Origin of the sequence: Streptomyces sp. NPDC007164, from assembly GCF_040634135.1 — a bacterium.
GTDB classification, from domain to species: Bacteria; Actinomycetota; Actinomycetes; order Streptomycetales; family Streptomycetaceae; genus Streptomyces; species Streptomyces sanglieri.
This window is the reverse complement of the sequence record NZ_JBEYFB010000021.1, coordinates 15546-35594: the sequence shown is the minus strand read 5'-3', so window position 1 is coordinate 35594 and position 20049 is coordinate 15546. Positions and strand designations below refer to the sequence as shown.

The following is a 20049-nucleotide window of genomic DNA, read 5'->3' as shown; positions in this document are numbered from 1 at the left end:
CATGACCGACACCACCGAGCTGTCAGCCCGCTGGACCACCCGCCTCACCGAACTCGCCGCCCGTCACTCCGTGCCCGGCGCCTCGCTCGGCATCCTGCACCGCGGCGAACTGGTCGCCGAGACCGCCATCGGCCTGGCCAACACGGATGCCGGGATCGGGGCCACCACCGACACCCTCTTCCAGATCGGCTCGATCTCCAAGGTATGGACCACCACCGTGGCCATGGCCCTGATCGACGAGGGCGTCCTCGAACTGGACGCCCCCATCGCCTCCGTACTCCCCGAACTGCGGCTCGCCACCGATGAGTTGACCGAAGGGCTGACGCTGCGGCACCTCCTGACCCACACCAGTGGCATCGACGGCGACCTCTTCACCGACACCGGCCGGGGCGACGACTGCCTGGAGAAGTACGTCGCGCTGCTGGGCGACACCAGTCCCAACCACCCGCTCGGCGCCACCATGTCGTACTGCAACGCGGGCTTCACCCTGCTCGGCCGGGTGCTGGAGGTCGTCACCGGCGTCCAGTGGGACGAGCTGATGCGCGAGCGCCTGTACCGGCCGCTCGGCCTGACGCACACCGCGACCCTGCCGGAAGAGGTGCTGCGCCACCGCGCCGCCATCGGACACCTGGGGAGCCCGCCCGCGCAGGCCCCGATGTGGGGTCTGATGCGCTCCGCCGGACCGGCCGGGCTGATCTGCTCCACGCCGCGCGAGGTACTGGAGTTCGCCCGGCTGCACCTCGACAACGGCGTCACCGCCGACGGCACCAAGATCCTCTCGGCCGAGGGCGTCGCCGCCATGCAGACCCCGCAGGTCGAGCTCCCCGACCCGCACGTCCTGGGCAACGCCTGGGGGCTCGGCTGGTTCCTCGACACCTGGGACGGACACCGGGTGTACGGACACGACGGCGGCACCATCGGACAGAACGCCTACCTGCGGGTGCTGCCCGAGGCCGAGCTGGCGATCTGCCTGCTCACCAACGGCGGCGACACCTCCAGCCTCTACCGGGACCTGTACGCCGAGATCGTCCGGGAGCTGGCCGGGGTGACGATGCGCACCACCGTCGAGCCCGCGACGGAACCGGTCGCGGTGGACCCCGCCGACTACGTCGGTGTGTACCAGCGGCTCTCCAGCCGGGTGGAGATCGTGGAGCGGGACGGCGGCCTGGTGATGCTGGACAAGATCACCGGACCGCTGGCCGAACTCGCCCCCGAAACGGAGAAGGAGTACGAGCTGCACCCCGTCGAGCCGGGACTGTTCGTCGTACAGCGGCCCGGATTCGAGCTCTGGGTCCCGGTCGTGTTCTACACACTCGCCGACGGCACCCCGTACATCCACCACGGTGGCCGAGCCACGCCCAAGGTGGGCTGACGTGACCGCGATCGTTTCCGCACTGGAGGCCGGGCTGCCGGGCCTGCTGGCCGACATCGAGGAGCTGGTCCGCACCGAGTCGCCCAGCGACGACCTGGCCGCGGTCACCGGATGCGCCCGCGTCGTCGCCGGCCTCGGCACCCGGCTGACCGGTGCGGCACCCGAGTGGATCGACGGCTCGGGGCGCCCGGCCCTGCGCTGGCGCTTCGGCTCCGGCGACCGGGTGCTGCTGCTCGGCCACTTCGACACGGTGTGGCCGGTGGGTTCCCTGGCCGGCCACCCCTTCGAGGTGACCGACGGGCGGCTCACCGGACCCGGCTGCTTCGACATGAAGGCCGGTGTGGTGCAGCTGTTCCACGCCCTGTCGGTCCTCGACGACCTGGACGGCGTCTCGGTCCTGCTCACCGGGGACGAGGAGATCGGCGCTCCGACCTCGCGCGCCCTGATCGAGGACGAGGCCCGCCGGACCGGCGCCGTGCTCGTCCTGGAGGCGAGCGAGGGTGGCGCGCTGAAGACCGCGCGCAAGGGCATGTCCGGCTACGAGCTGACCATCGCCGGACGCGCCGCGCACGCCGGCCTGGAACCCCACCGGGGCGTCAACACCACCACCGAACTGGCCCACCAGGTCCTCGCGTTGTCCGCCCTCGCCGATCCGGCGGCCGGCACCACGGTGACCCCGACCGTCGCCTCCTCCGGCACCACCCGCAACACGGTGCCCGACACGGCCCGGCTGCTGGTCGACGTACGCGTGGCGACGGCCGCCGAACAGGACCGGGTCGACCGCGCCGTGCACGGCCTCCCCCCGGTGGTCGACGGCGCCTCGCTCACCTTCTCCGGCGGCCCGAACCGGCCGCCGCTGCCGGCCACCGCGTCGGCCGGGCTGTTCGAACTGGCCCGCGGCCACTACGCGGAGCTCGGCTTCGGCCCGCTGCGCGGCGTGGCCGTCGGCGGCGCCTCCGACGGCAACCTCACCGCCGGCGTGGGCACCCCCACGCTCGACGGCCTGGGGGCCGTGGGCGGCGGGGCCCACGCGGACGACGAGCACGTGGTCGTCGCCGAACTGCCCCGCCGCACGGCACTCGTCGCCGCCCTGGTGGCCTCGCTGCGGAGCGGACCGCCGGCCGTCCCCGGCCGGGTGGAACCATGAACGGTACGCAGGCGGCCGCCGCGACGGCCGCCGCGGAGCTGGCCACACAGCGGGCGGGCGTCACCATCAGGGAGCTGCACGGGCTGGACGAGATGCACGAGGCCTGCCGGGTGCTGGACCGCATCTGGCGGCCCGTTCCCGGAAACCCGCTGATCACCCCGGAACTGCTGCGGGTCTTCGCGCACTCCGGCAGCTATGTCGTCGGTGTCGACCGGGGCGGCCGGATGGTCGGCTTCTGCCTGGGCTTCCTCGCCAGCGCCGGACTGCACTCGCACATCGCCGGGGTCGACGACAGCGTCCGGGGCCGCAACGTCGGCTTCGCGGTCAAACAGCATCAGCGGGCCTGGGCACTGGCCCGCGACATCACCACCGTCACCTGGACCTTCGACCCGCTGATCAGCCGCAACGCCTACTTCAACCTCGCCAAACTGGGCGCGGAACCGAGCGAGTACCTGGCCGACTTCTACGGCGCCATGCAGGACGAGGTCAACGCCGGGACCGAGACCGACCGGCTGCTGGTCCGCTGGGAACTGACCGGCGAGCACGCCGCCGGATCCGCCGAGGGCACCCCCCGCACCGTCACCGCCGATGTCGCGGGCCCCCGCACGGTGGTCGCCCTGGACGCCAAACCCGACGGCCGCCCGGCCGTCGGGCGCCGGGACGGCGACACCGTCCTGGTCCGGATCCCCGCCGAGGCGGAGGAACTGCGCCGGACCGACCCGCCCCTGGCCCGCGAATGGCGCCACGCGCTGCGCGAGGTACTCGGCGGCCTGATGGCCGAGGGGCACACCGTCACCGGATTCACCCGGGACGGCTGGTACGTGATCGACAGACGTCAGGAGAGTCAGGCATGAAGCTCACAGGTGTGGAACTGCGCCGGATCGCGATGCCGCTGGTCGCACCGTTCCGGACCTCGTTCGCCACGATGACCACCCGGGAGATCCTTCTGGTCAGGGTCCAGACCGAGGACCACGAGGGCTACGGCGAATGCGTCACCATGGCCGATCCGCTGTACTCCTCGGAGTACACCGCGGCCGCCGCGGACGTGCTGCGCAGCTATCTCGTACCCACACTCGCCGCCCTGCCGGCCCTCGACCCGTGGGCGGTCGCCCCGGCACTGGCCGCGTTCAAGGGCCACCGGATGGCCAAGGCCGCCCTGGAGACGGCGGTTCTCGACGCCTGGCTGCGCGCCCACGACCTGTCGATGGGCCAGTGGCTGGGGGCAACGGCCGAACGGGTGCCGGCCGGAGTGTCCGTGGGCATCATGGACTCGGTCCCCGCACTGCTCGACACCGTCGACGGCTATCTCTCCGAGGGCTATCTCCGGATCAAGCTGAAGATCGAACCCGGCTGGGACGTGGCACCCGTGCGCGCGGTCCGGGAACGCTTCGGCGACGACGTACAGCTCCAGGTGGACGCCAACACCGCGTACACCCTCGCCGACGCCGCGCAGCTGGCCCGGCTCGACCCGTACGGGCTGCTGCTCATCGAACAGCCCCTGGACGAGGAGGACATCCGGGGCCACGCGGAACTCGCCCGCCAGGTGCGCACCCCGATCTGCCTGGACGAGTCCGTCGTGTCCGCCCGTTCGGCGGCCGACGCCATCGCCATGGGCGCCTGCTCGGTCGTCAACATCAAGCCGGGACGGGTCGGCGGCTATCTGGAGGCCCGGCGGATCCACGACGTGTGCGCCGCCAACGGCGTCCCCGTCTGGTGCGGCGGGATGCTGGAGACCGGCCTCGGCCGCGCCGCCAACGTCGCCCTCGCCGCACTCCCCGGCTTCACCCTGCCCGGCGACACCTCCGCCTCCGACCGGTACTACCGGACCGACATCACCGAGCCGTTCACCCTGCGCGACGGCCATCTCGACGTGCCCACCGGACCCGGCATCGGAATCTCCCCGATCCCCGGGCAGCTGGCCGAGGTGACCGAGTCGACAGAATGGATCGGCCGGTGACCCGCGGAGCACAGGACCCGCTCACCGGGCCCGACCTGCGCGAACCCCGGGCGGACCGGGCGTTGGGAGCGGCGGCCGTCCCCGTCGCGGACGATCTGCGATCAACTACCTTGTGAAGATGACGGAGCAGCCACGGGCCGTGCTCGGCCGGATCCTCAGCGATCTCGGATCGACGCTGATCGAAGTGCTGGCCGGGGAGGCCGACCCGGCCCGCACTGTCACCGGGGTGCTGATCCAGGACCCCCTGGACGAACCGGCGAGGCTGCCCGGCGCGGTGGTGCTCGGCGTCGGTGTGTACGGTGCCGGGCCGGTCGCCGCCCTGGTCGACCGGGCGGCCGGGCTCGGCGCCGCGGCCGTGGTGGTCCGCTCCCCGGTCCCGGTGTACGGATCGGTGTCCGAGGCGGCCGCCCGCACCGGTGTGACCGTGCTCGGCCTGACCCCGGGAGCGTCCTGGGCCCAAGTGGCCGCGCTGCTGCGGTCGCTGCTCGCCGTCGACGAACTGGGCACGGTGGGCGGCCCCGACGAGGCGGACGGCGCCGAACTCCTCGCCGGTGACCTGTTCGCCCTGGCCAACGCGACGGCCGGACTGCTGGACGGCCCGGTCACTGTGGAGGACCGCGGCGGCCGGGTGCTGGCCTTCTCCAGCAGACAGGACGAGGCCGACGACGCCAGGATCGCGACCGTCCTGGACCGTCAGGTCCCCGCCGAGAAACTGCGCGCCCTGGAGGAACGCGGCGCCTTCCAGGCCCTCTACCGGAAGGAGGAACCCGTCTACATCGACGGCGTCTCGGACAAGCCCCGGGTCGCGATCGCCGTCCGCGCGGGCGGCGAGATCCTCGGCTCGATCTGGGTCGTGGTCGACGCACCGCTGAGCGCGGACCGCACCCAGGCGCTCCAGGAGGCGGCGAAGGTGGCCGCCCTGCACCTGCTGCGCCGCCGCACCGGCGAGGACGCCGAACGCCGACTGCGCGCGGACCTGCTCGCCACCGTCCTGGAGGGCGGCACACACGCCCCGCAGGCCGCCGTCCGGCTCGGCCTGTCCGCGCAGCCCGCCTGCGTACTGGCGCTCTCGGTGACCGGCGAGCAGTACGCGCCGGACCGGGTGGCCGCGGGCCTCCGGGTCGCCGAGGCGCTCACCCTGCACCTGGCCGCGATCCACCCCCGCACCGCCTCGGCCGCGATCGGCGGGGTCACCTACGCGGTCCTGCCCACCGGCTCGGACGAGCAGGGGCTGCGGGTGGCCGAGGCGTTCCTCGGCCGGATCGGCGACCGGGTGCCCGCCGTCATCGGGGTCGGCCGGCTCGCCGCCCGCCCGGTGGAGCTGCGCCGCTCGCGCGCCGACGCGGACCGTGCGCTGCGGGTCCTCGGCTCCGGCCGCACCCAGCGCAGGGCCGCACGGCTGTCGGACGTCTACGCCGCCTCGCTGCTGGAGGAACTGACGGACCGGATGGCCGCCGAGGACGATCTGCCGGACGGTCCGGTCGTACGGCTGCGCGCCTACGACGCCGAGCACAACACCGCCCTCACCGAAACCCTGGACGCCTGGCTGAGCACCTTCGGCGATGTGCCCGCGGCCGCTGCCGCCGTACACATCCACCCCAACACCTTCCGCTACCGGCTCAAGCGGCTGGCCGTGGTCGCGGGCATCGATCTCGGCGACCCGGAGGCGAGATTCGAAGCGATGCTGCAACTGCGGCTGCGACCGCCGCACTCCTGATGCCGGTCACTCCGTCGCCGTGGCACCGGGCTCGATCCGGGCGCCGGGCGGACGGAATGGTGCGAGAGTTTCCCGGAGCAGTGGGACACACCGAAGCCCGTGTGTCCGGAAGCCGACGATGGGACAGAAACCATGCCTCTGCAGGGAGAGTACGAGCCGAGCCCCGAACAGTGGGTCCGCGACCAGGTCGAGCTGTTCGAGAGCTCCGGCGGCACCGAGGGGACCACGATGCGGGGCATGCCCGTCATCATCCTCACCACCCGCGGGGCCAGGAGCGGCAAGATCCGCAAGACCCCGCTGATGAGGGTCGAGCACGACGGCAGGTACGCGGTGGTCGCCTCGCAGGGCGGTGCCCCCAAACACCCCGTCTGGTACCACAACATCGTGGCCGACCCCCGGGTGGAACTCCAGGACGGGCCCCTCCGCCAGGACATGAACGCGCGCGAGGCCACCGGCGAGGAGAAGGACGTGTGGTGGGGGCGCGCGGTCGAGGCGTTCCCCGACTACGCCGACTACCAGCAGAAGACCGACCGGCAGATCCCGGTCTTCGTCCTCGAACCGGCGGCCGGGCAGCACTGACGACCGCCGGGGGAGGCGCGGGCCCACCGGCCCGCGCCCCCGCATCCGGCCGGGGCCGGCCCGTTCCCGGCAGCGGTGCGGCCCCGGACAGCCGATCAGGACGCGCGCCCGGACCGCACCGCGCGCTCCAATGGACGGGTGACCGTGCCCCCGGACGACTGCCTGGCGCGCAACGAGTGGCTCTGCGGGGCCTATCTCTCCAGCCGTCGCGAGATCCTCTGGGACGCCGTCGTGCAGCACCTCCAGCTCACCCTGGCCTCCGTGCTCATCGGGCTGGTCATCGCCGTTCCGCTCGCCCTCGTGGCCCGGCACCGGCGCTGGACGGCGGGCCCCGTGCTCGGCGTGACGACCATCCTCTACACCGTGCCGTCGCTCGCCATGTTCTCGCTGCTGCTGCCGGTGTACGGACTCTCCGCCGCGCTCGTCGTCGCCGGGCTCGTGCTGTACTCGCTCACCCTCCTGGTACGGAACATCCTCGCCGGACTGCGCGCCGTGCCCGAGGAGACCCGGCAGGCCGCACGCGGCATGGGATACGGGCCGCTGCGGCTGCTGCTCGCCGTGGAGCTGCCCCTCGCGCTGCCCGCGGCCATGGCCGGGCTGCGGATCGCCACCGTCTCCGCCGTCTCCCTGGTCACGGTCGGTGCGATCGTCGGCTACGGCGGGCTCGGCAACCTCATCTACTCCGGGATGAACACCTACTTCAAGGCCCAGGTGCTCACCGCCTCCGTCCTCTGCGTCGTCATCGCCGTCGCCGCCGACCTGCTGCTCCTGCTCGCGCAGCGAGTGCTGACCCCATGGACCCGGAGGCAGTCGTGAAGACCCTCGCCGACGCCTGGTCCTGGCTCACCACCGCCGCGAACTGGTCCGGCGACGGCGGCATCTGGAACCGGCTGGGCCAGCACCTCTTCCTCACCGTCGTCTGCCTGCTCATCAGCTGCCTGATCGCCCTGCCCGTCGCCCTGGTCCTCGGCCACCTCGGCAAGGGCGGCGCACTCGCCGTCAACATCTCCAACATCGGCCGGGCCGTGCCCACCTTCGCCGTGCTGGTACTGCTTCTGCTCACCCCGATCGGCGGGCACGGCGAGTGGCCGACCGTCATCGCCCTGGTCCTCTTCGCCGTACCGCCGCTGCTCACCAACGCCTACGTCGGCATGCGGGAGGTCGACCGCGACATCGTGCGCGCCGCCAGAGGAATGGGCATGACGGGCGGCCAGCTGATGCTGGGCGTCGAGGTGCCGCTCGCCCTCCCCCTGATCCTCACCGGCGTACGGATCGCCGCCGTGCAGCTCGTCGCGACCGCGACCCTCGCGGCACTGGCCGGCGGCGGGGGACTCGGCCGCATCATCACGGCCGGCTTCAACCTCGCCTCCACCTCGCAGGTGGTCGCCGGGGCGGTCCTCGTCGCGGTCTTCGCGCTGATCGTCGAAGGGCTCTTCGAAGCGGGCCGGCTGCTCGTCCCGGACAGACTCCGCGGCAAGGGATCCGGATGAGGCCACGGACCGCCGTCCCGATCCTGCTGGTGCTGCTCCCGGTGGCCGGCTGCACCACCGGCCCCTCCCTGGAGAAACAGGGCGAAGTCACCGCACCGCCGGGCGACAGCAGACATCTCACCATCGGCTCCGCGGGCTTCACCGAGAGCGACCTGCTCGCCCAGATGTACGCGCTGCTGCTGAACCGGGCCGGCTACTCCACGAAGATCATCTCCGTCACCAACCGGGAGATCTACGAACCGGCGCTGGAGAGCGGCCAGATCGACGTAGTACCGGAGTACGCCGCCACCTTCGCCGACTGGCTGAACGCCAAGAAGAACGGCGCCGACGCCACCCCCGTGGGCTCGCCCGACCTCGCCGCCACCATGAAGGCGTTGCGGGCCCTCGCCGCGCCCCGCGGCCTCACCGTTCTGGACGCCGGGCGCGCCGTCGACCAGAACGCCTTCGCGGTCACCGCCCGCTACGCGGCCGAGCACCACCTCAAGACCCTCGGTGACCTGGGCAGATCCGGACTGCCCGTAAGGCTGGCCGCCGGCGACGAATGCGTGCGGCGCCCCTACTGCGCACCCGGACTCAAGAAGACGTACGGCATCCGCGTCACCGCCGTGGACCCCAAGGGCGTCGGCACCACCCAGGCCAAACAGGCCGTCCAGAACGGTCAGGACCAGATGGTCCTGACCACCACGACCGACGCCACGCTCGACAACTTCGGCCTCGTCCTGCTCGCCGACGACAAGCATCTGCAGAACGCCGACTACCTCGTCCCCGTCGTCAACCGGTCCCGGGCGGGCAGCGAAGGCGTCCGCAAGGCGCTGGGCAGGCTCAACACCGTACTGACCACCGCCGACCTGGCCCGGCTCAACGAGCAGGTGGACAGCTGGCGGCGGCTGCCCGAGGACGTGGCACGCAACTACCTGGAGTCCGAGCGCTTCGTCCCGCGCGACTGAGAGGCTGTCGGGCGACCTCTGATCGGGCGGCCACGCCCTGGCACGCACGCTTCCGGCGTTGCCGAAATGCCCTAGTAGCTCCTTCCCCAAGCTCTCAACTCCGTTCGAGCAGGGGAGGCCCCACCCGAGGACATCCCGGCGCCTTGGAATCGCACGCACCAGACCGCGTCCGCTCTCCGATCGAAGGCCACCCGACAGCCTCTGACCGCCGCCGCCCCCGGTCAGGCCCGCAGCTTTCCCGGGAGCCAGCCCAGCTGCACGGCCTGCTGGAACGGGCCGCCGCCCTCGTGATCGTTGAAGTCGTACACCTCGATGGTCTTGTCCTGGTGGGCGTACGCGTTGAAGGCGGCGAAGACGGTCGAGGGCGGGCAGGTCATGTCCTCCAGGGCGGTCGAGAACAGCGCCGGAGCGCGCCCGCGCGCGGCGAAGTGCACCCCGTCGAAGTACGACAGGGTGGCCCGCGCCCGCTCGGCCCGGCCGCGGTGCGTCTTGAGGTAGTTGCCCACCTCGCGGTACGGGGTCCGGTCGGTGACGGTGAGGGCGCGGGGGAAGTCGCACAGGAACGGGACGTCCGGCGCGATGGCCACAAGGTCGGGTATCAGCCCGCCGACGGCGAGCGTGATGCCGCCGCCCTGGCTCTCCCCGATGGCCGCGGTGCGCGCCGCGTCGGCCAGCGGGTGCGAGCGCGCCGCCTCCACGGCACGCACCGCGTCGGTGAATACCCGCCGGTAGTAGTACGACTCCGGGTCCTCGATACCACGAGTCATGAAACCGGGGTACGCGGGGGCGCTGCCCACCGGGTCGGGGGTGTCGCCGACGAGCCAGCCGCTGCCCTGGCCCCGGGTGTCCATCACGAAGTGGGCGAAACCGGCCGAGGCCCAGAGCAGATGGGTGTGCGCCAGGCCCCGACCGCCGCCATAGCCGATGAACTCGACCACCACCGGCAGCGGCTCCGTGGCGCCCGACGGGACGACGAACCAGCCCTTGACGGGATGACCGCCGAAGCCCGCGAACGTCACGTCGTACACCTCCACGGTGGACAACCCGGTGCCGGTGCGCGGCTCGAAACGGGCGTCGAGGTCGTGGGACCGGGCCTCGTCGAGCGTCTTCGTCCAGAACGCGTCGAAGTCCTCCGGCTCGACCGAACCGCTGCGGTAGTCGCGCAGCCGGTCGAGCGGCAGATCGAACAGGGACATGGGGGACCGCCTTCTCCGCGGGGATGGTTGAACACACCGTACGGGGGGTGCGCAGTGAAGAATTTGGGCCCGGCCTCTTGACCGGCGCCCGACTGGCCCTCACAGTACTCGTTAATGCGCATTAGTAATACGCATTAATCGATATGAGGAGCCATGGTGGAGGAACCCAGGAAGCGGGCCAGGCCCGGCCGTTCACCCGCACCGGCAGGCCGCACGGCCCGCCCGCGCCAGGCGGAGGTCGCACGGCTCGCCGGGGTCTCACAGGCCACGGTCTCGCTGGTCCTCGCGGACAAGAGACAGGGGCCCGCGATCTCCGAGGAGACCCGGCAGAAGGTGCTGGAGGCGGCCCGCAGCCTCGGATACGTCCCCGACCCGGCGGCCCGCAGGCTCGCCGCGGCGCGCAACAACCTGCTGGGTGTGTTCAGCTTCACTGCGACCTTCCCCACCGATGTGCAGCACTCGTACTACCCGTTCCTGGTGGGCGTGGAGCGCGAGGCTGCGGAGCGCGGCTACGACCTGGTGCTGTTCACCGGGTCGAGCACCGGCGGCGCGGGGGCCGCCGTACCCGACGCGCTGAGCCGGGTCCGACTCGCCGACGGCTGTCTGTTCCTCGGCCGTCACGCACCCGCCGAAGAGCTGGGCCGGCTGGTCACCGACGGCTTCCCGGTGGTCCACCTCGGCCGCCGGGACGAGCCGGCGGGCCTGCACTGGGTCGGCGCCGACTACGTGAGCGCCGCCCGCGAGGTCGTCGGCCACCTCGCCGGCCTCGGGCACCGCCGGATGGTGCTGATCCGCGAGGACGACGAGGCACCCGCCTCCACCGACCGTGAACGCGGATTCCTCGAAGGACTGGCGGCGGCCGGCCCGGCCGGCCCCGAGGCCGTCTTCCGTTCCGCGGACCCCGAACGTGACCTCACCCCCGAGCGGCTGCGGAACTGGCTCGCCGACGGCGTCACCGCGTTCGTCGCCGAGGAGACCGACACCGGCGCCGCCTGGCGCGCCCTGCGCCGCGCCGCCGCCGCCGCCGGGATCGAGTGCCCGCGCGACGCCTCGCTGGCACTGCTCGGCAGCCCGCCCGCCGACCTCGCGGACGGCCCCGAACCCACCGGTTTCGACATCCCCCGCACCCGGCTCGGCGCGGCCGCCGTGCGCATGCTCGCCGCGCTGGTCGCGGGGGAGGAGGCCACCGAACCCCTGGTCGCCTGCGCCTTCCGGCCCGGTGCCACCTCGGGCCCGCCGCCCGCCACCGAAGACCACTGACCGACCGCACCACCCGTACGTACAGCTCAAGGAGACCCGTGATACCCGAACCGGACATCCTCGTCGTGGGCGCCGGACTCGGCGGCGTCGCCGCCGCGCTCGCCGCCTGCCGCGCCGGACGCACCGTCGTCCTCACCGAGGAGATCGACTGGATCGGCGGCCAGCTCACCTCCCAGGCCGTCCCCCCGGACGAGCACCCGTGGGTCGAGCAGTTCGGCACCACCGCCTCGTACCGCAGGCTGCGCGAAGGCATCCGCGCGTACTACCGCCAGTGGTACCCGATGCGTTCCGAGGCCCTCGCCCTCACCGACCTCAACCCGGGCGCCGGACGCGTCAGCAAGCTCTGCCACGAGCCGCGCGTCGCGCTCACCGTGCTGGAGGCGATGCTCGCACCGCACCGCGCGGCGGGCCGCCTCACCCTGCTCACCGAGCACCGGGCCGTGGCCGCCGAGGCGGACAACGATGTCATCCGGGCGGTCACCCTGGAGAATCTGCGCACCGGGGACCGCACCACCCTCACCGCCCGCTACGTCATCGACGCCACCGAGACCGGAGAACTCCTCGAACTCGGCGGCGTCGAGCACGCCATCGGCGCCGAGGCACGCGGCGAGTTCGACGAACCGCACGCCCCCGAACAGGCCCAGCCGCTCAACCAGCAGGGCATCACCGTGTGTTTCGCGCTCTCCCACCACGAGGGCGAGAACCACACCGTCGACCGCCCCGCCGACTACGACTTCTGGCGCTCCTACCGCCCCGACTTCTGGCCCGGCCCGCTGCTCGGCTTCCAGGCACCGGACCCCCGCTCGCTGGAATCCGTGCCGCGCACCTTCGTCCCCAACCCGGACATCGATCCGCTCGCCGTCAGCGCCGACCAGAGCGCCGACGCGGGCGACAAGGAACTGTGGGGTTTCCGCCGCATCCTCGCCCGGGGCATGCACCGCCCCGGCGCCTTCGGCTCCGACATCACACTCGTCAACTGGCCGCTCAACGACTACTGGCTCAAGCCCCTGATCGGTGCAGGTGAGGAGGTGTCCGCCCAAGCGGTCGCCGAGGCGCGGCAGTTGTCGCTCTCGCTGCTGTACTGGCTCCAGACCGAGGCTCCCCGCCAGGACGGCGGCACCGGATTCCCCGGTCTGCGGATCCGCCCCGACATCACCGGCACCGCCGACGGCCTCGCCAAGGCCCCCTACGTACGCGAGTCCCGCCGCATCAAGGCCGTTACCACCGTCACCGAGCACGACGTCTCGATCGACATCGTCGGCCCGCACGGCGGAACCCGGCACCGGGACGCGGTCGGCGTCGGCAGCTACCGCATCGATCTGCACCCCTCCACCGGAGGTGACAACTACATCGACATCGGCTCGGTCCCGTTCGAGATCCCGCTCGGTGCCCTCGTACCGCGCCGCGTCCGCAACCTGCTGCCCGCCGGCAAGAACATCGGCACCACCCACATCACCAACGGCTGCTACCGGCTCCACCCGGTGGAGTGGAACATCGGCGAGGTCGCCGGTGCCCTGGCGGCCCACTGCCTCACCGAGGACGTCGAACCGCAGCAGGTCCAGTCCGAGGACAAGCGGTACGAGGCGTTCGCGCGGCTCCTCGACCGCGACGGGGTCCAGCGCCACTGGCCCGACGTGCGCGGCTACTGACCGCACACGCCGCAACCGTGAATCGCCGGGTGGGACAGCTCCACCTGTCCCACCCGGCCCGCCCGCGCATCAACCCACCCGCACAAGGAGGTGCCCAGCCATGACCACCCACCGCATCCGCGTCGGTATCGACGTGGGCGGAACCTTCACCGACGCCGTGGCCGTAGACGCCACGACCCTCGAACTGCTGGGGCAGGTGAAGGTTCCCACCAGCCACCACCACGAGGACGGTGTCGCCCACGGCATCGTCGAGGCACTCGACCGGCTGCTGGAACAGACCGGCCACGCCGCCGAGGACGTCGCTTTCCTGGCCCACGGCACGACACAGGCTACCAACGCCCTGCTGGAGGGCGATGTCGCCACCGTCGGGCTGATCGGCATCGGCACGGGCCCCGGCGCCGTGCTCACCCGCCGGCTCGCCTCGCTCGGCAGACTCGAACTCGCCCCGGGCAAGCGGCTTCCGCTCGCCTACGCCCATGTGGCCGACCCCGAGGACGCGGACGAGGTGCGCACCGCCGTCGACGCCGTCACCCGGGAAGGCGCACAGGTCCTCGTCGCCAGCGAACCGTTCGGCGTCGACCGGCCGGAGGGCGAACAGGCGGTCCTCGAAGCGGCCCGCCCGCGCGGACTGCCGATGACGGCCGCGCACGAGATCACCTCGTTGTACGGACTCGCCAAGCGGACCCGTACCGCCGTGGTCAACGCCGCGATCCTGCCGCGCATGCTGGCCACCGCCGACCTCGTGGACGCCTCCATCACCAAGGCCGGGGTGAACGCGCCGCTGATGGTGATGCGGTGCGACGGCGGGGTGATGTCGCTCGACGAGATGCGCAGGCGTCCGCTGCTGACCGTGCTCTCCGGCCCCGCCGCGGGGGTCGCGGGCGCGCTGATGCAGGAACGGATCAGCGAGGGCCTCTTCCTGGAGACCGGCGGCACCTCCACCGACATCAGCGTGGTGCGCCGGGGCAAGGTCGCCGTCCGGCACGCCACCATCCTCGGCAAGGCGTCCTACCTCTCCGCGCTCGACGTACGGACCGTCGGCGTCGGCGGCGGGTCCATGGTCCGGATCGACGGCGGCAAGGTCGTCGGCGCCGGGCCCCGCAGCGCGCACATCGCCGGACTGCCGTACGCCTGCTTCGCCACGCTCGACGAGCTGCGCGACGCGCGGATCACCACCGTCCGGCCGATGGCGGGCGACCCCGACGACTACGCCGTGATCGACGCGGCCGGCGGGCGGTACGCGATCACCATGACCTGCGCGGCCAACGCGCTGGGCCGGGTGCCCGAGGGCGACTTCGCCCGCTGCGACCAGGAGGTGGCCCGCACCGCGCTGGCCCCGCTGGCCGTAGCGCTGTCCACCGATGTCGCCACCGCGGCGGCCCGGCTCCTCGACGCGGGCACCGAGCAGGTCAGGGCCGTCACCGACGCCATGATCCGCGACTACCGGCTGGAGAAGGACACCGCGGTACTGGTCGGCGGCGGCGGAGGCGCCGCGTCCGTGACCCCGCACCTCGCGTCCGTCACCGGCCAGGAGGGCCGGATCGCCCGGCACAGCGAGGTCATCAGCCCCATCGGGGTCGCCCTCGCCCTGGTCCGCGAGCAGATCGAACGGATCATCCCGGGCGCCGGCCAGGAACAGATCCTCGCCGTCCGGGCCGAGGCCGAGGCGGCCGTCGTCGCCCAGGGCGCCGCCGCCGACGGCGTGGAGGTGGAGGTGACCGTGGACCCGCAGACCAGCACGGTACGGGCGGTGGCCACCGGCGCCACCGAACTGCGCACCCAGGACCGCGCCCACCGCGCCGACGGGGACGAACGGCTGCGCGCCGCCGCGGCCAGCCTCAAGGCCGACCCGGCGGACGTGAGCATCCTCGCCACCACCCCCGCCCACACCGTCTACGGCACCGAGGTCCGGCGCCGCTTCCGCGCCACCCGGCATCCCGTCCGGGTCGTCGACGCCGACGGTGTCGTCCGGCTGCACGCCCCCGACGCCCTGGTCGAGACGACCACCGTCGCCGCCGCCCCCGAGACGCTCGCCCGGCTTGTCGGCGAGGCCACCTCGTACGGCGACGGCGGGGTCCGCGCCCCCGCCCTGCGGCTTCTCCTCGGCTCCCGCATCGCCGACCTCTCCGGCGTCCTGGACCCGCAGCCGCTGCTCGCCCTGGCCCGCAGCGAACTCGGCACCCGCGCCGCGGACGAGCCCGTGGTCGCGGTCGTGGAGGCGAGGACATGACCACCACCGTCGGCCTTGCCGCCACCGACGACATCGAGTTCGGCGTGCGGCTCCTGGCGGCCACCCCCACGCACGAAGGGCGCGACCCCGAGCTGCTGCGCCACTGGGCCACCGTGGCGACGGAGTTCGGCGCCCGGCTCGCCCCCGGCCCGTCCCGCGCCCGGGTCGTCGAACGCGACGGCGGGCTGGAACACGGCCTGCTCGCCCGCTACACCTCACGCCCCGCGACCGTCGAGCTGTACACCGACACCCTCGCCCGCGCCGAGGCCCTGGTCGACGAGAACGGCTGGCGCCACTGGTACCCGGCGGGCTCGGTGCGTGCCGCGGCCCTCGCGCACGAGGCCGTCCACGAACAGCTCCATCACGGCCCGGCGAAAGCAGCACTGAAACAGGCACTCGGCCATGTCGTGCTGCGGATCGGACGCCGACGCCTGTACGGCCATGTCGCCGGGGCCGAGGAGATCGCCGCCCACGCGCACGCCCGCACCGCCTGCGGACTCGGCCGCAGCCCACTGCTGCTGACCGCCGCACTCGCCACGGCCGGCGCGCCCCACACCACTGCCCCGCACGCGCACGGAAGAGAGAAGTAACGCCATGGGCGTCGTCATCCTCCTCGTCATGGCGGCCGGTGTCGCCGCGATGCTCACCCGGAAACTCCCCACGGCCTTCGCGCTCGTCGTCCTGGCCGTCGTCATCGCCCTCGTCGCGGGCGCCCCGCTCACCGGCAAGAACAGCGTCCTGGTCACCGTCCTCCAGGAAGGCGCACCCGCCCTCGCCGCCACCATGATCGCCATCCTGCTCGGCTCCTGGCTCGGCAAGCTCCTGGACGAGACCGGCATCGCGGGCACCCTCGTCCGCAAGATCGTCGAATTCGGCGGCGACCGCCCGGTCGTGGTGGCCCTCGGCGTCCTCGCCGTCTCCACCCTCGTCGGTACGGTGACGGGCTCCGCGCCCGCCGCGATGCTCGCCGGAATCATCGGCATCCCCGCGATGATCGCCGTCGGCATCCCCAAGGTCACCGCGGCCGGCACCATCCTCATGGGCATCGCGGCGGGCATGCCGTTCGAGCTGCCCGTCTGGCAGTTCTTCTCGACGGCCCTCGAACTGCCCATCCCCACCGTGCGCGGCTTCATGATCAAACTGTTCCCGTTCGCGCTGGCCGCCGCGGTCCTCTTCGTCCTCGTCGAGTCCCGCCGCCGGGGCGTCGAGCACGCCTGGTCCGCCAAGTCCCTCACCCCGAAACCGCGTTCCAGTCGGCGCGCCCGGCTCGGCGACGCCCCCTGGTACGCGCTCCTCACCCCGGTCGTACCGCTGGTGCTGGCCCTCGGCCTCGACGTGGCCATCATCCCCTCGCTGCTGGCCGGCGTGCTGTACTGCCTGATCACCACCACCCGGCCGCGCGAGATGAACAAGCGGCTGCTGCGTACCCTCTACGGCGGCTTCGAGGTGGCCGCCGCACCGATCACCCTGTTCATCGCCATCGGCATCCTGCTCGCGGCCGTGAAACTGCCCGGGGCGATCGACGCGCTGGAACCCCTCGTCAAGGCGGTCAGCCCGCAGAACGCGGTGCTCTTCGTGCTCGTCTTCACCGTCCTGGTGCCGCTCTGCCTCTACCGGGGGCCGCTCAACGTCTTCGGTCTCGGCGCGGGCATCGCCGGTGTCCTGATCGCCGCCGGGATCTACCCCGCCACCGCGGTGCTCGGCCTGGCCACCTCGTACAACCAGGTGTTCGGTGTCGCCGACCCCACGAGCACCCAGACCGTGTGGAGCGCGCAGTACGCGGGCGTCACCCCGCAACAGGTGATGATCCGCACCCTGCCCTACGTGTGGGCCGTCGCCCTCGGCGGCTTCTGCGTGACCGCCGCCACGTATCTCTGACACGTTCACGTGGGCTCTCGCCCGCGTAGGGGGCGGGACCCGGGTCCCGCCCCCTACGCGTCCGCGACCGAGTCGAACGGCACCTCGTCCCGGGCCACGCCGCGGGCGTCCGCGTCGACGGAGCGGCGCAGGGCCTCGTGCAGCTTGGCCGGGGTCAGTACGCCGAGGAAACGGGAGCCGTCCAGTACCGCCACCCACCCCGCGTCGTGCTGGAGCATCTCGCTGAATGCCTGCTTCAGCGGGGCGCCGACCGGAACCCAGGCATCCATCCTGCGGGCCAGTTCGCCGACCGTGCCGTGTTCGCCGGCGATCCGCAGCGCGTCCGCCGCCACCCAGCCGTGCAGATCGCCCTCGCCGTTCAGCACCACCGCCCAGCGGGCACCCGCCTCGCCCAGCCGGGCCGCCGCCGGGCCGGCCGGTTCGTCCAGCCGGGCGACCGGCGGCTCCTCCAGGTCCTCCCGTTCGATCGTGGTGACCGAGAGCCGCTTCAGTCCCCGGTCGGCGCCGACGAACCGCGCCACGTACGGGGTCGCGGGTGCCCCGAGCACGGCGCCCGGGGTGTCGAACTGCTCGATGCGCCCCGCCCCGTACACCGCGATCCGGTCGCCCATCCGGACCGCCTCCTCGATGTCGTGGGTGACCATCAGGACCGTCTTGCGGACCGTCGCCTGCAGGCTCAGGAACTCGTTCTGCAGCCGCTCGCGCACCACCGGATCGACCGCACCGAACGGCTCGTCCATCAGCAGCACCGGCGGATCCGCGGCCAACGCCCTTGCCACCCCCACCCGTTGGCGCTGGCCGCCGGAGAGCTGCGCGGGGTAGCGGGAACCGTACGTCTTCGGGTCCAGGCCCACCAGATCCAGCAGCTCGGCCGCCCGCTCCCGGGCCCTCGCCCGTTTCCAGCCGATCAGCGCGGGAACGGTCGCGGTGTTGTCGAGGACCGTGCGGTGCGGGAAGAGACCGACCTGCTGGATGACGTAGCCGATCCGGCGGCGAAGTCTCACCGGGTCGACCCCGGAGATGTCCTCGCCGTCGACGAGGATCCGGCCCGACGACGGTTCGATCAGCCGGTTGACCATCATCATGGTGGTCGTCTTGCCGCAGCCGGACGGCCCGACAAGGGTGACCAGCTCGCCCTCGGCGACCTCGAAGGACAGCTCGTCGACCGCGGCCGTACCGTCCGGATACACCTTGCCGACCTGCTCGAACCGGATCATGCCTGCACGGTAGGAGCTGCCCGGGCGCCCCGCACACGGGCCGCGACCGTCCGGGTCGGGGCCGTGTGCTGAACTGTCCGTGGCACATCTGATTCAGGAGCACCTTGTGAGCAGCTACCGGCATCCCGGCATCGTCTTCACCGACCGCTATTTCACGGTCCCGCTCGACCACAGCGATCCGGGCGGTGAGCAGATCGAGGTCTTCGGCAGGGAGGCCGTGGCGAGCGGCCGGACCGGCGAGGAGCTGCCGTGGCTGCTCTATCTGGAGGGCGGTCCCGGCTTCGGCGCCCGGCGGTTCGTCGGAACGGAGGCCTGGCTGGGGCGGGCCGTGCAGGAGTTCCGGGTGCTGCTGCTCGACCAGCGCGGCACCGGCCTCTCCACCCCCGCCAACCGGCAGACACTGCCGCTGCGCGGCGGCCCGCGCGAGCAGGCCGACTACCTCACCCGCTTCCGGTCCGACAGCATCGTGCGCGACTGCGAGCTGATCCGCCCGCAGCTGACCGGCGGCGAACCGTGGACGGTCCTCGGTCAGTCCTACGGCGGCTTCTGCGCGGTCCGCTACCTGTCGGCCGCGCCCGAAGGGCTCAGGGCCGTCCTGATCACCGGCGGGCTGCCCTCCCTGGCCGCGCACGCCGACGACGTGTACCGGGCCGCCTACCCCCGCATCGAGCGCAAGGCCGCCGCGCACTACGCCCGCTACCCGCAGGACGTCGAGCGCGCCCGGGAGATCACCGCCCATCTCCTCGAACACCCCACCGACAGCGCCGGACACCGCCTGACGGCCGAGGGGTTCCAGTCCCTCGGCATCATGCTGGGCGGCGGCAGCGGCAGCCACCAGCTGCACTACCTGCTGGAGAACGCCTTCGTCCGCACCCCGCACGGCACCGAGCTCTCCGACACCTTCCAGGAGGCCATGCGCACGGCCTCCTCATTCGCCGGACACCCGCTGTACGCGCTGCTCCACGAGGCGATCTACGGCCAGGACGAGCGGCCCACCGACTGGTCCGCCGAGCGGGTCCGTGCCGAATTCCCACAGTTCGACGCGGCCGCGGCGCTCAAGAGCGACGGCCCGGTGCTCTTCACAGGGGAGAGCATCCACCCCTGGCACTTCGAGGTGGACCCGGCGCTGCGCCCGCTGCGCGAGACCGCCGGGCTGCTGGCCGCCCGCACCGACTGGACGCCGCTGTACGACCCCGAGCGCCTGGCGGCCAATCAGGTGCCGGTCGCGGCGGCCGTGTACCACGACGACATGTACGTCGACACGGAACATGCGCTGCGCACGGCCGCGTCGATCCGGGGGCTGCGCACCTGGGTGACCAACGAGTACGAGCACGACGGGCTGCGCGCGGGCGGACCGCGAGTGCTGGACCGGCTGCTCGCCCTGGTCCGGGACGACGTCTGACCCTGGTC

The 20049-nt window shown here is 72.5% G+C and carries 17 protein-coding genes; 15 read left to right on the top strand and 2 right to left on the bottom strand.

Translation table 11 applies throughout. The features are described 5' to 3' along the window. Position 1 precedes the first annotated feature (1 nt). The 9 genes from ABZ622_RS24500 (at position 2) to ABZ622_RS24460 (ending at position 9209) form a co-directional block, all read left to right on the top strand. The gene (locus tag ABZ622_RS24500; protein WP_360546522.1) at positions 2-1372 is read left to right on the top strand and encodes a serine hydrolase domain-containing protein; all 1371 of its coding nucleotides are present in this window, start codon (positions 2-4) and stop codon (positions 1370-1372) included. 1 nt (position 1373) lies between these two features. Next, positions 1374-2519 (top strand): M20 family metallopeptidase, encoded by a 1146-nt coding sequence (locus ABZ622_RS24495; RefSeq protein WP_360546520.1) that lies wholly within the window; start codon positions 1374-1376, stop codon positions 2517-2519. After that, positions 2516-3373 carry a GNAT family N-acetyltransferase gene (locus ABZ622_RS24490; protein WP_360546518.1) on the top strand — a complete coding sequence of 286 codons (858 nt, stop codon included), beginning with the start codon at positions 2516-2518 and terminating at the stop codon, positions 3371-3373. Before ABZ622_RS24495 ends, ABZ622_RS24490 begins: the two co-directional genes overlap by 4 nt. Then, positions 3370-4476, top strand: coding sequence for an o-succinylbenzoate synthase (gene menC, locus ABZ622_RS24485; protein ID WP_360546516.1), 1107 nt, complete (start codon positions 3370-3372; stop codon positions 4474-4476). Before ABZ622_RS24490 ends, menC begins: the two co-directional genes overlap by 4 nt. A gap of 118 nt (positions 4477-4594) precedes the next feature. Further along, positions 4595-6193, top strand: coding sequence for a helix-turn-helix domain-containing protein (locus ABZ622_RS24480; RefSeq protein ID WP_360546514.1), 1599 nt, complete (start codon positions 4595-4597; stop codon positions 6191-6193). 132 nt (positions 6194-6325) lie between these two features. Further along, on the top strand, positions 6326-6772 hold the full coding sequence (locus ABZ622_RS24475; protein WP_360546512.1) for a nitroreductase family deazaflavin-dependent oxidoreductase: 447 nt from the start codon (positions 6326-6328) through the stop codon (positions 6770-6772). A gap of 138 nt (positions 6773-6910) precedes the next feature. Continuing rightward, positions 6911-7588, top strand: a complete 678-nt coding sequence (locus ABZ622_RS24470; RefSeq protein WP_360546510.1) for an ABC transporter permease — start codon at positions 6911-6913, stop codon at positions 7586-7588. Next, positions 7585-8262 (top strand): ABC transporter permease subunit, encoded by a 678-nt coding sequence (locus ABZ622_RS24465; protein ID WP_360546508.1) that lies wholly within the window; start codon positions 7585-7587, stop codon positions 8260-8262. The genes ABZ622_RS24470 and ABZ622_RS24465 overlap by 4 nt, the downstream gene beginning before the upstream one ends. After that, complete coding sequence (locus tag ABZ622_RS24460; protein ID WP_360546506.1) at positions 8259-9209, top strand: ABC transporter substrate-binding protein; 951 nt, start codon at positions 8259-8261, stop codon at positions 9207-9209. Before ABZ622_RS24465 ends, ABZ622_RS24460 begins: the two co-directional genes overlap by 4 nt. Before the next feature lie 221 nt (positions 9210-9430). Here the strand turns inward: ABZ622_RS24460 and ABZ622_RS24455 are convergent, their stop codons facing one another. Next, positions 9431-10405 carry an acetylxylan esterase gene (locus ABZ622_RS24455; RefSeq protein ID WP_360546504.1) on the bottom strand — a complete coding sequence of 325 codons (975 nt, stop codon included), beginning with the start codon at positions 10403-10405 and terminating at the stop codon, positions 9431-9433. 153 nt (positions 10406-10558) lie between these two features. On the opposite strand from ABZ622_RS24455, the gene ABZ622_RS24450 reads away from it, so the two are divergent. From ABZ622_RS24450 to ABZ622_RS24430, 5 genes are all read left to right on the top strand, one after another. Further along, the gene (locus tag ABZ622_RS24450; protein WP_360546502.1) at positions 10559-11665 is read left to right on the top strand and encodes a LacI family DNA-binding transcriptional regulator; all 1107 of its coding nucleotides are present in this window, start codon (positions 10559-10561) and stop codon (positions 11663-11665) included. Positions 11666-11703: 38 nt separating this feature from the next. Continuing rightward, entirely contained in the window at positions 11704-13314 is a 1611-nt protein-coding gene (locus ABZ622_RS24445; protein WP_360546500.1) for an FAD-dependent oxidoreductase, read from the top strand. Between the two features lie 100 nt (positions 13315-13414). Further along, on the top strand, positions 13415-15544 hold the full coding sequence (locus ABZ622_RS24440; protein WP_360546498.1) for a hydantoinase/oxoprolinase family protein: 2130 nt from the start codon (positions 13415-13417) through the stop codon (positions 15542-15544). Further along, entirely contained in the window at positions 15541-16134 is a 594-nt protein-coding gene (locus tag ABZ622_RS24435) for a hypothetical protein (RefSeq protein ID WP_360546496.1), read from the top strand. Before ABZ622_RS24440 ends, ABZ622_RS24435 begins: the two co-directional genes overlap by 4 nt. 4 nt (positions 16135-16138) lie before the next feature. After that, positions 16139-17422 carry a transporter gene (locus ABZ622_RS24430; RefSeq protein ID WP_360546494.1) on the top strand — a complete coding sequence of 428 codons (1284 nt, stop codon included), beginning with the start codon at positions 16139-16141 and terminating at the stop codon, positions 17420-17422. A 53-nt stretch (positions 17423-17475) separates the two neighbouring features. On the opposite strand, the gene ABZ622_RS24425 is transcribed toward ABZ622_RS24430, so the two are convergent. Beyond that, positions 17476-18639: a betaine/proline/choline family ABC transporter ATP-binding protein gene (locus ABZ622_RS24425; RefSeq protein ID WP_360546492.1), complete on the bottom strand. Its 1164-nt coding sequence runs from the start codon at positions 18637-18639 to the stop codon at positions 17476-17478. Positions 18640-18745: 106 nt separating this feature from the next. Between ABZ622_RS24425 and ABZ622_RS24420 the strand changes: the two genes are divergently transcribed. Continuing rightward, entirely contained in the window at positions 18746-20041 is a 1296-nt protein-coding gene (locus ABZ622_RS24420) for an alpha/beta fold hydrolase (protein WP_360546490.1), read from the top strand. The last annotated feature ends 8 nt before the right edge of the window (positions 20042-20049 follow it).

Excerpts from the sequence above, each read along its gene's own strand:
- ABZ622_RS24500 (WP_360546522.1), top strand. The coding sequence starts at position 2 with ATGACCGACACCACCGAGCTGTCAGCCCGCTGGACCACCCGCCTCACC.
- ABZ622_RS24490 (WP_360546518.1), top strand. The coding sequence starts at position 2,516 with ATGAACGGTACGCAGGCGGCCGCCGCGACGGCCGCCGCGGAGCTGGCC.
- menC (WP_360546516.1), top strand. The coding sequence starts at position 3,370 with ATGAAGCTCACAGGTGTGGAACTGCGCCGGATCGCGATGCCGCTGGTC.
- ABZ622_RS24480 (WP_360546514.1), top strand. The coding sequence starts at position 4,595 with ATGACGGAGCAGCCACGGGCCGTGCTCGGCCGGATCCTCAGCGATCTC.
- ABZ622_RS24475 (WP_360546512.1), top strand. The coding sequence starts at position 6,326 with ATGCCTCTGCAGGGAGAGTACGAGCCGAGCCCCGAACAGTGGGTCCGC.
- ABZ622_RS24460 (WP_360546506.1), top strand. The coding sequence starts at position 8,259 with ATGAGGCCACGGACCGCCGTCCCGATCCTGCTGGTGCTGCTCCCGGTG.
- ABZ622_RS24455 (WP_360546504.1), bottom strand. The coding sequence starts at position 10,405 with ATGTCCCTGTTCGATCTGCCGCTCGACCGGCTGCGCGACTACCGCAGC.
- ABZ622_RS24450 (WP_360546502.1), top strand. The coding sequence starts at position 10,559 with ATGGTGGAGGAACCCAGGAAGCGGGCCAGGCCCGGCCGTTCACCCGCA.
- ABZ622_RS24440 (WP_360546498.1), top strand. The coding sequence starts at position 13,415 with ATGACCACCCACCGCATCCGCGTCGGTATCGACGTGGGCGGAACCTTC.
- ABZ622_RS24435 (WP_360546496.1), top strand. The coding sequence starts at position 15,541 with ATGACCACCACCGTCGGCCTTGCCGCCACCGACGACATCGAGTTCGGC.
- ABZ622_RS24430 (WP_360546494.1), top strand. The coding sequence starts at position 16,139 with ATGGGCGTCGTCATCCTCCTCGTCATGGCGGCCGGTGTCGCCGCGATG.
- ABZ622_RS24425 (WP_360546492.1), bottom strand. The coding sequence starts at position 18,639 with ATGATCCGGTTCGAGCAGGTCGGCAAGGTGTATCCGGACGGTACGGCC.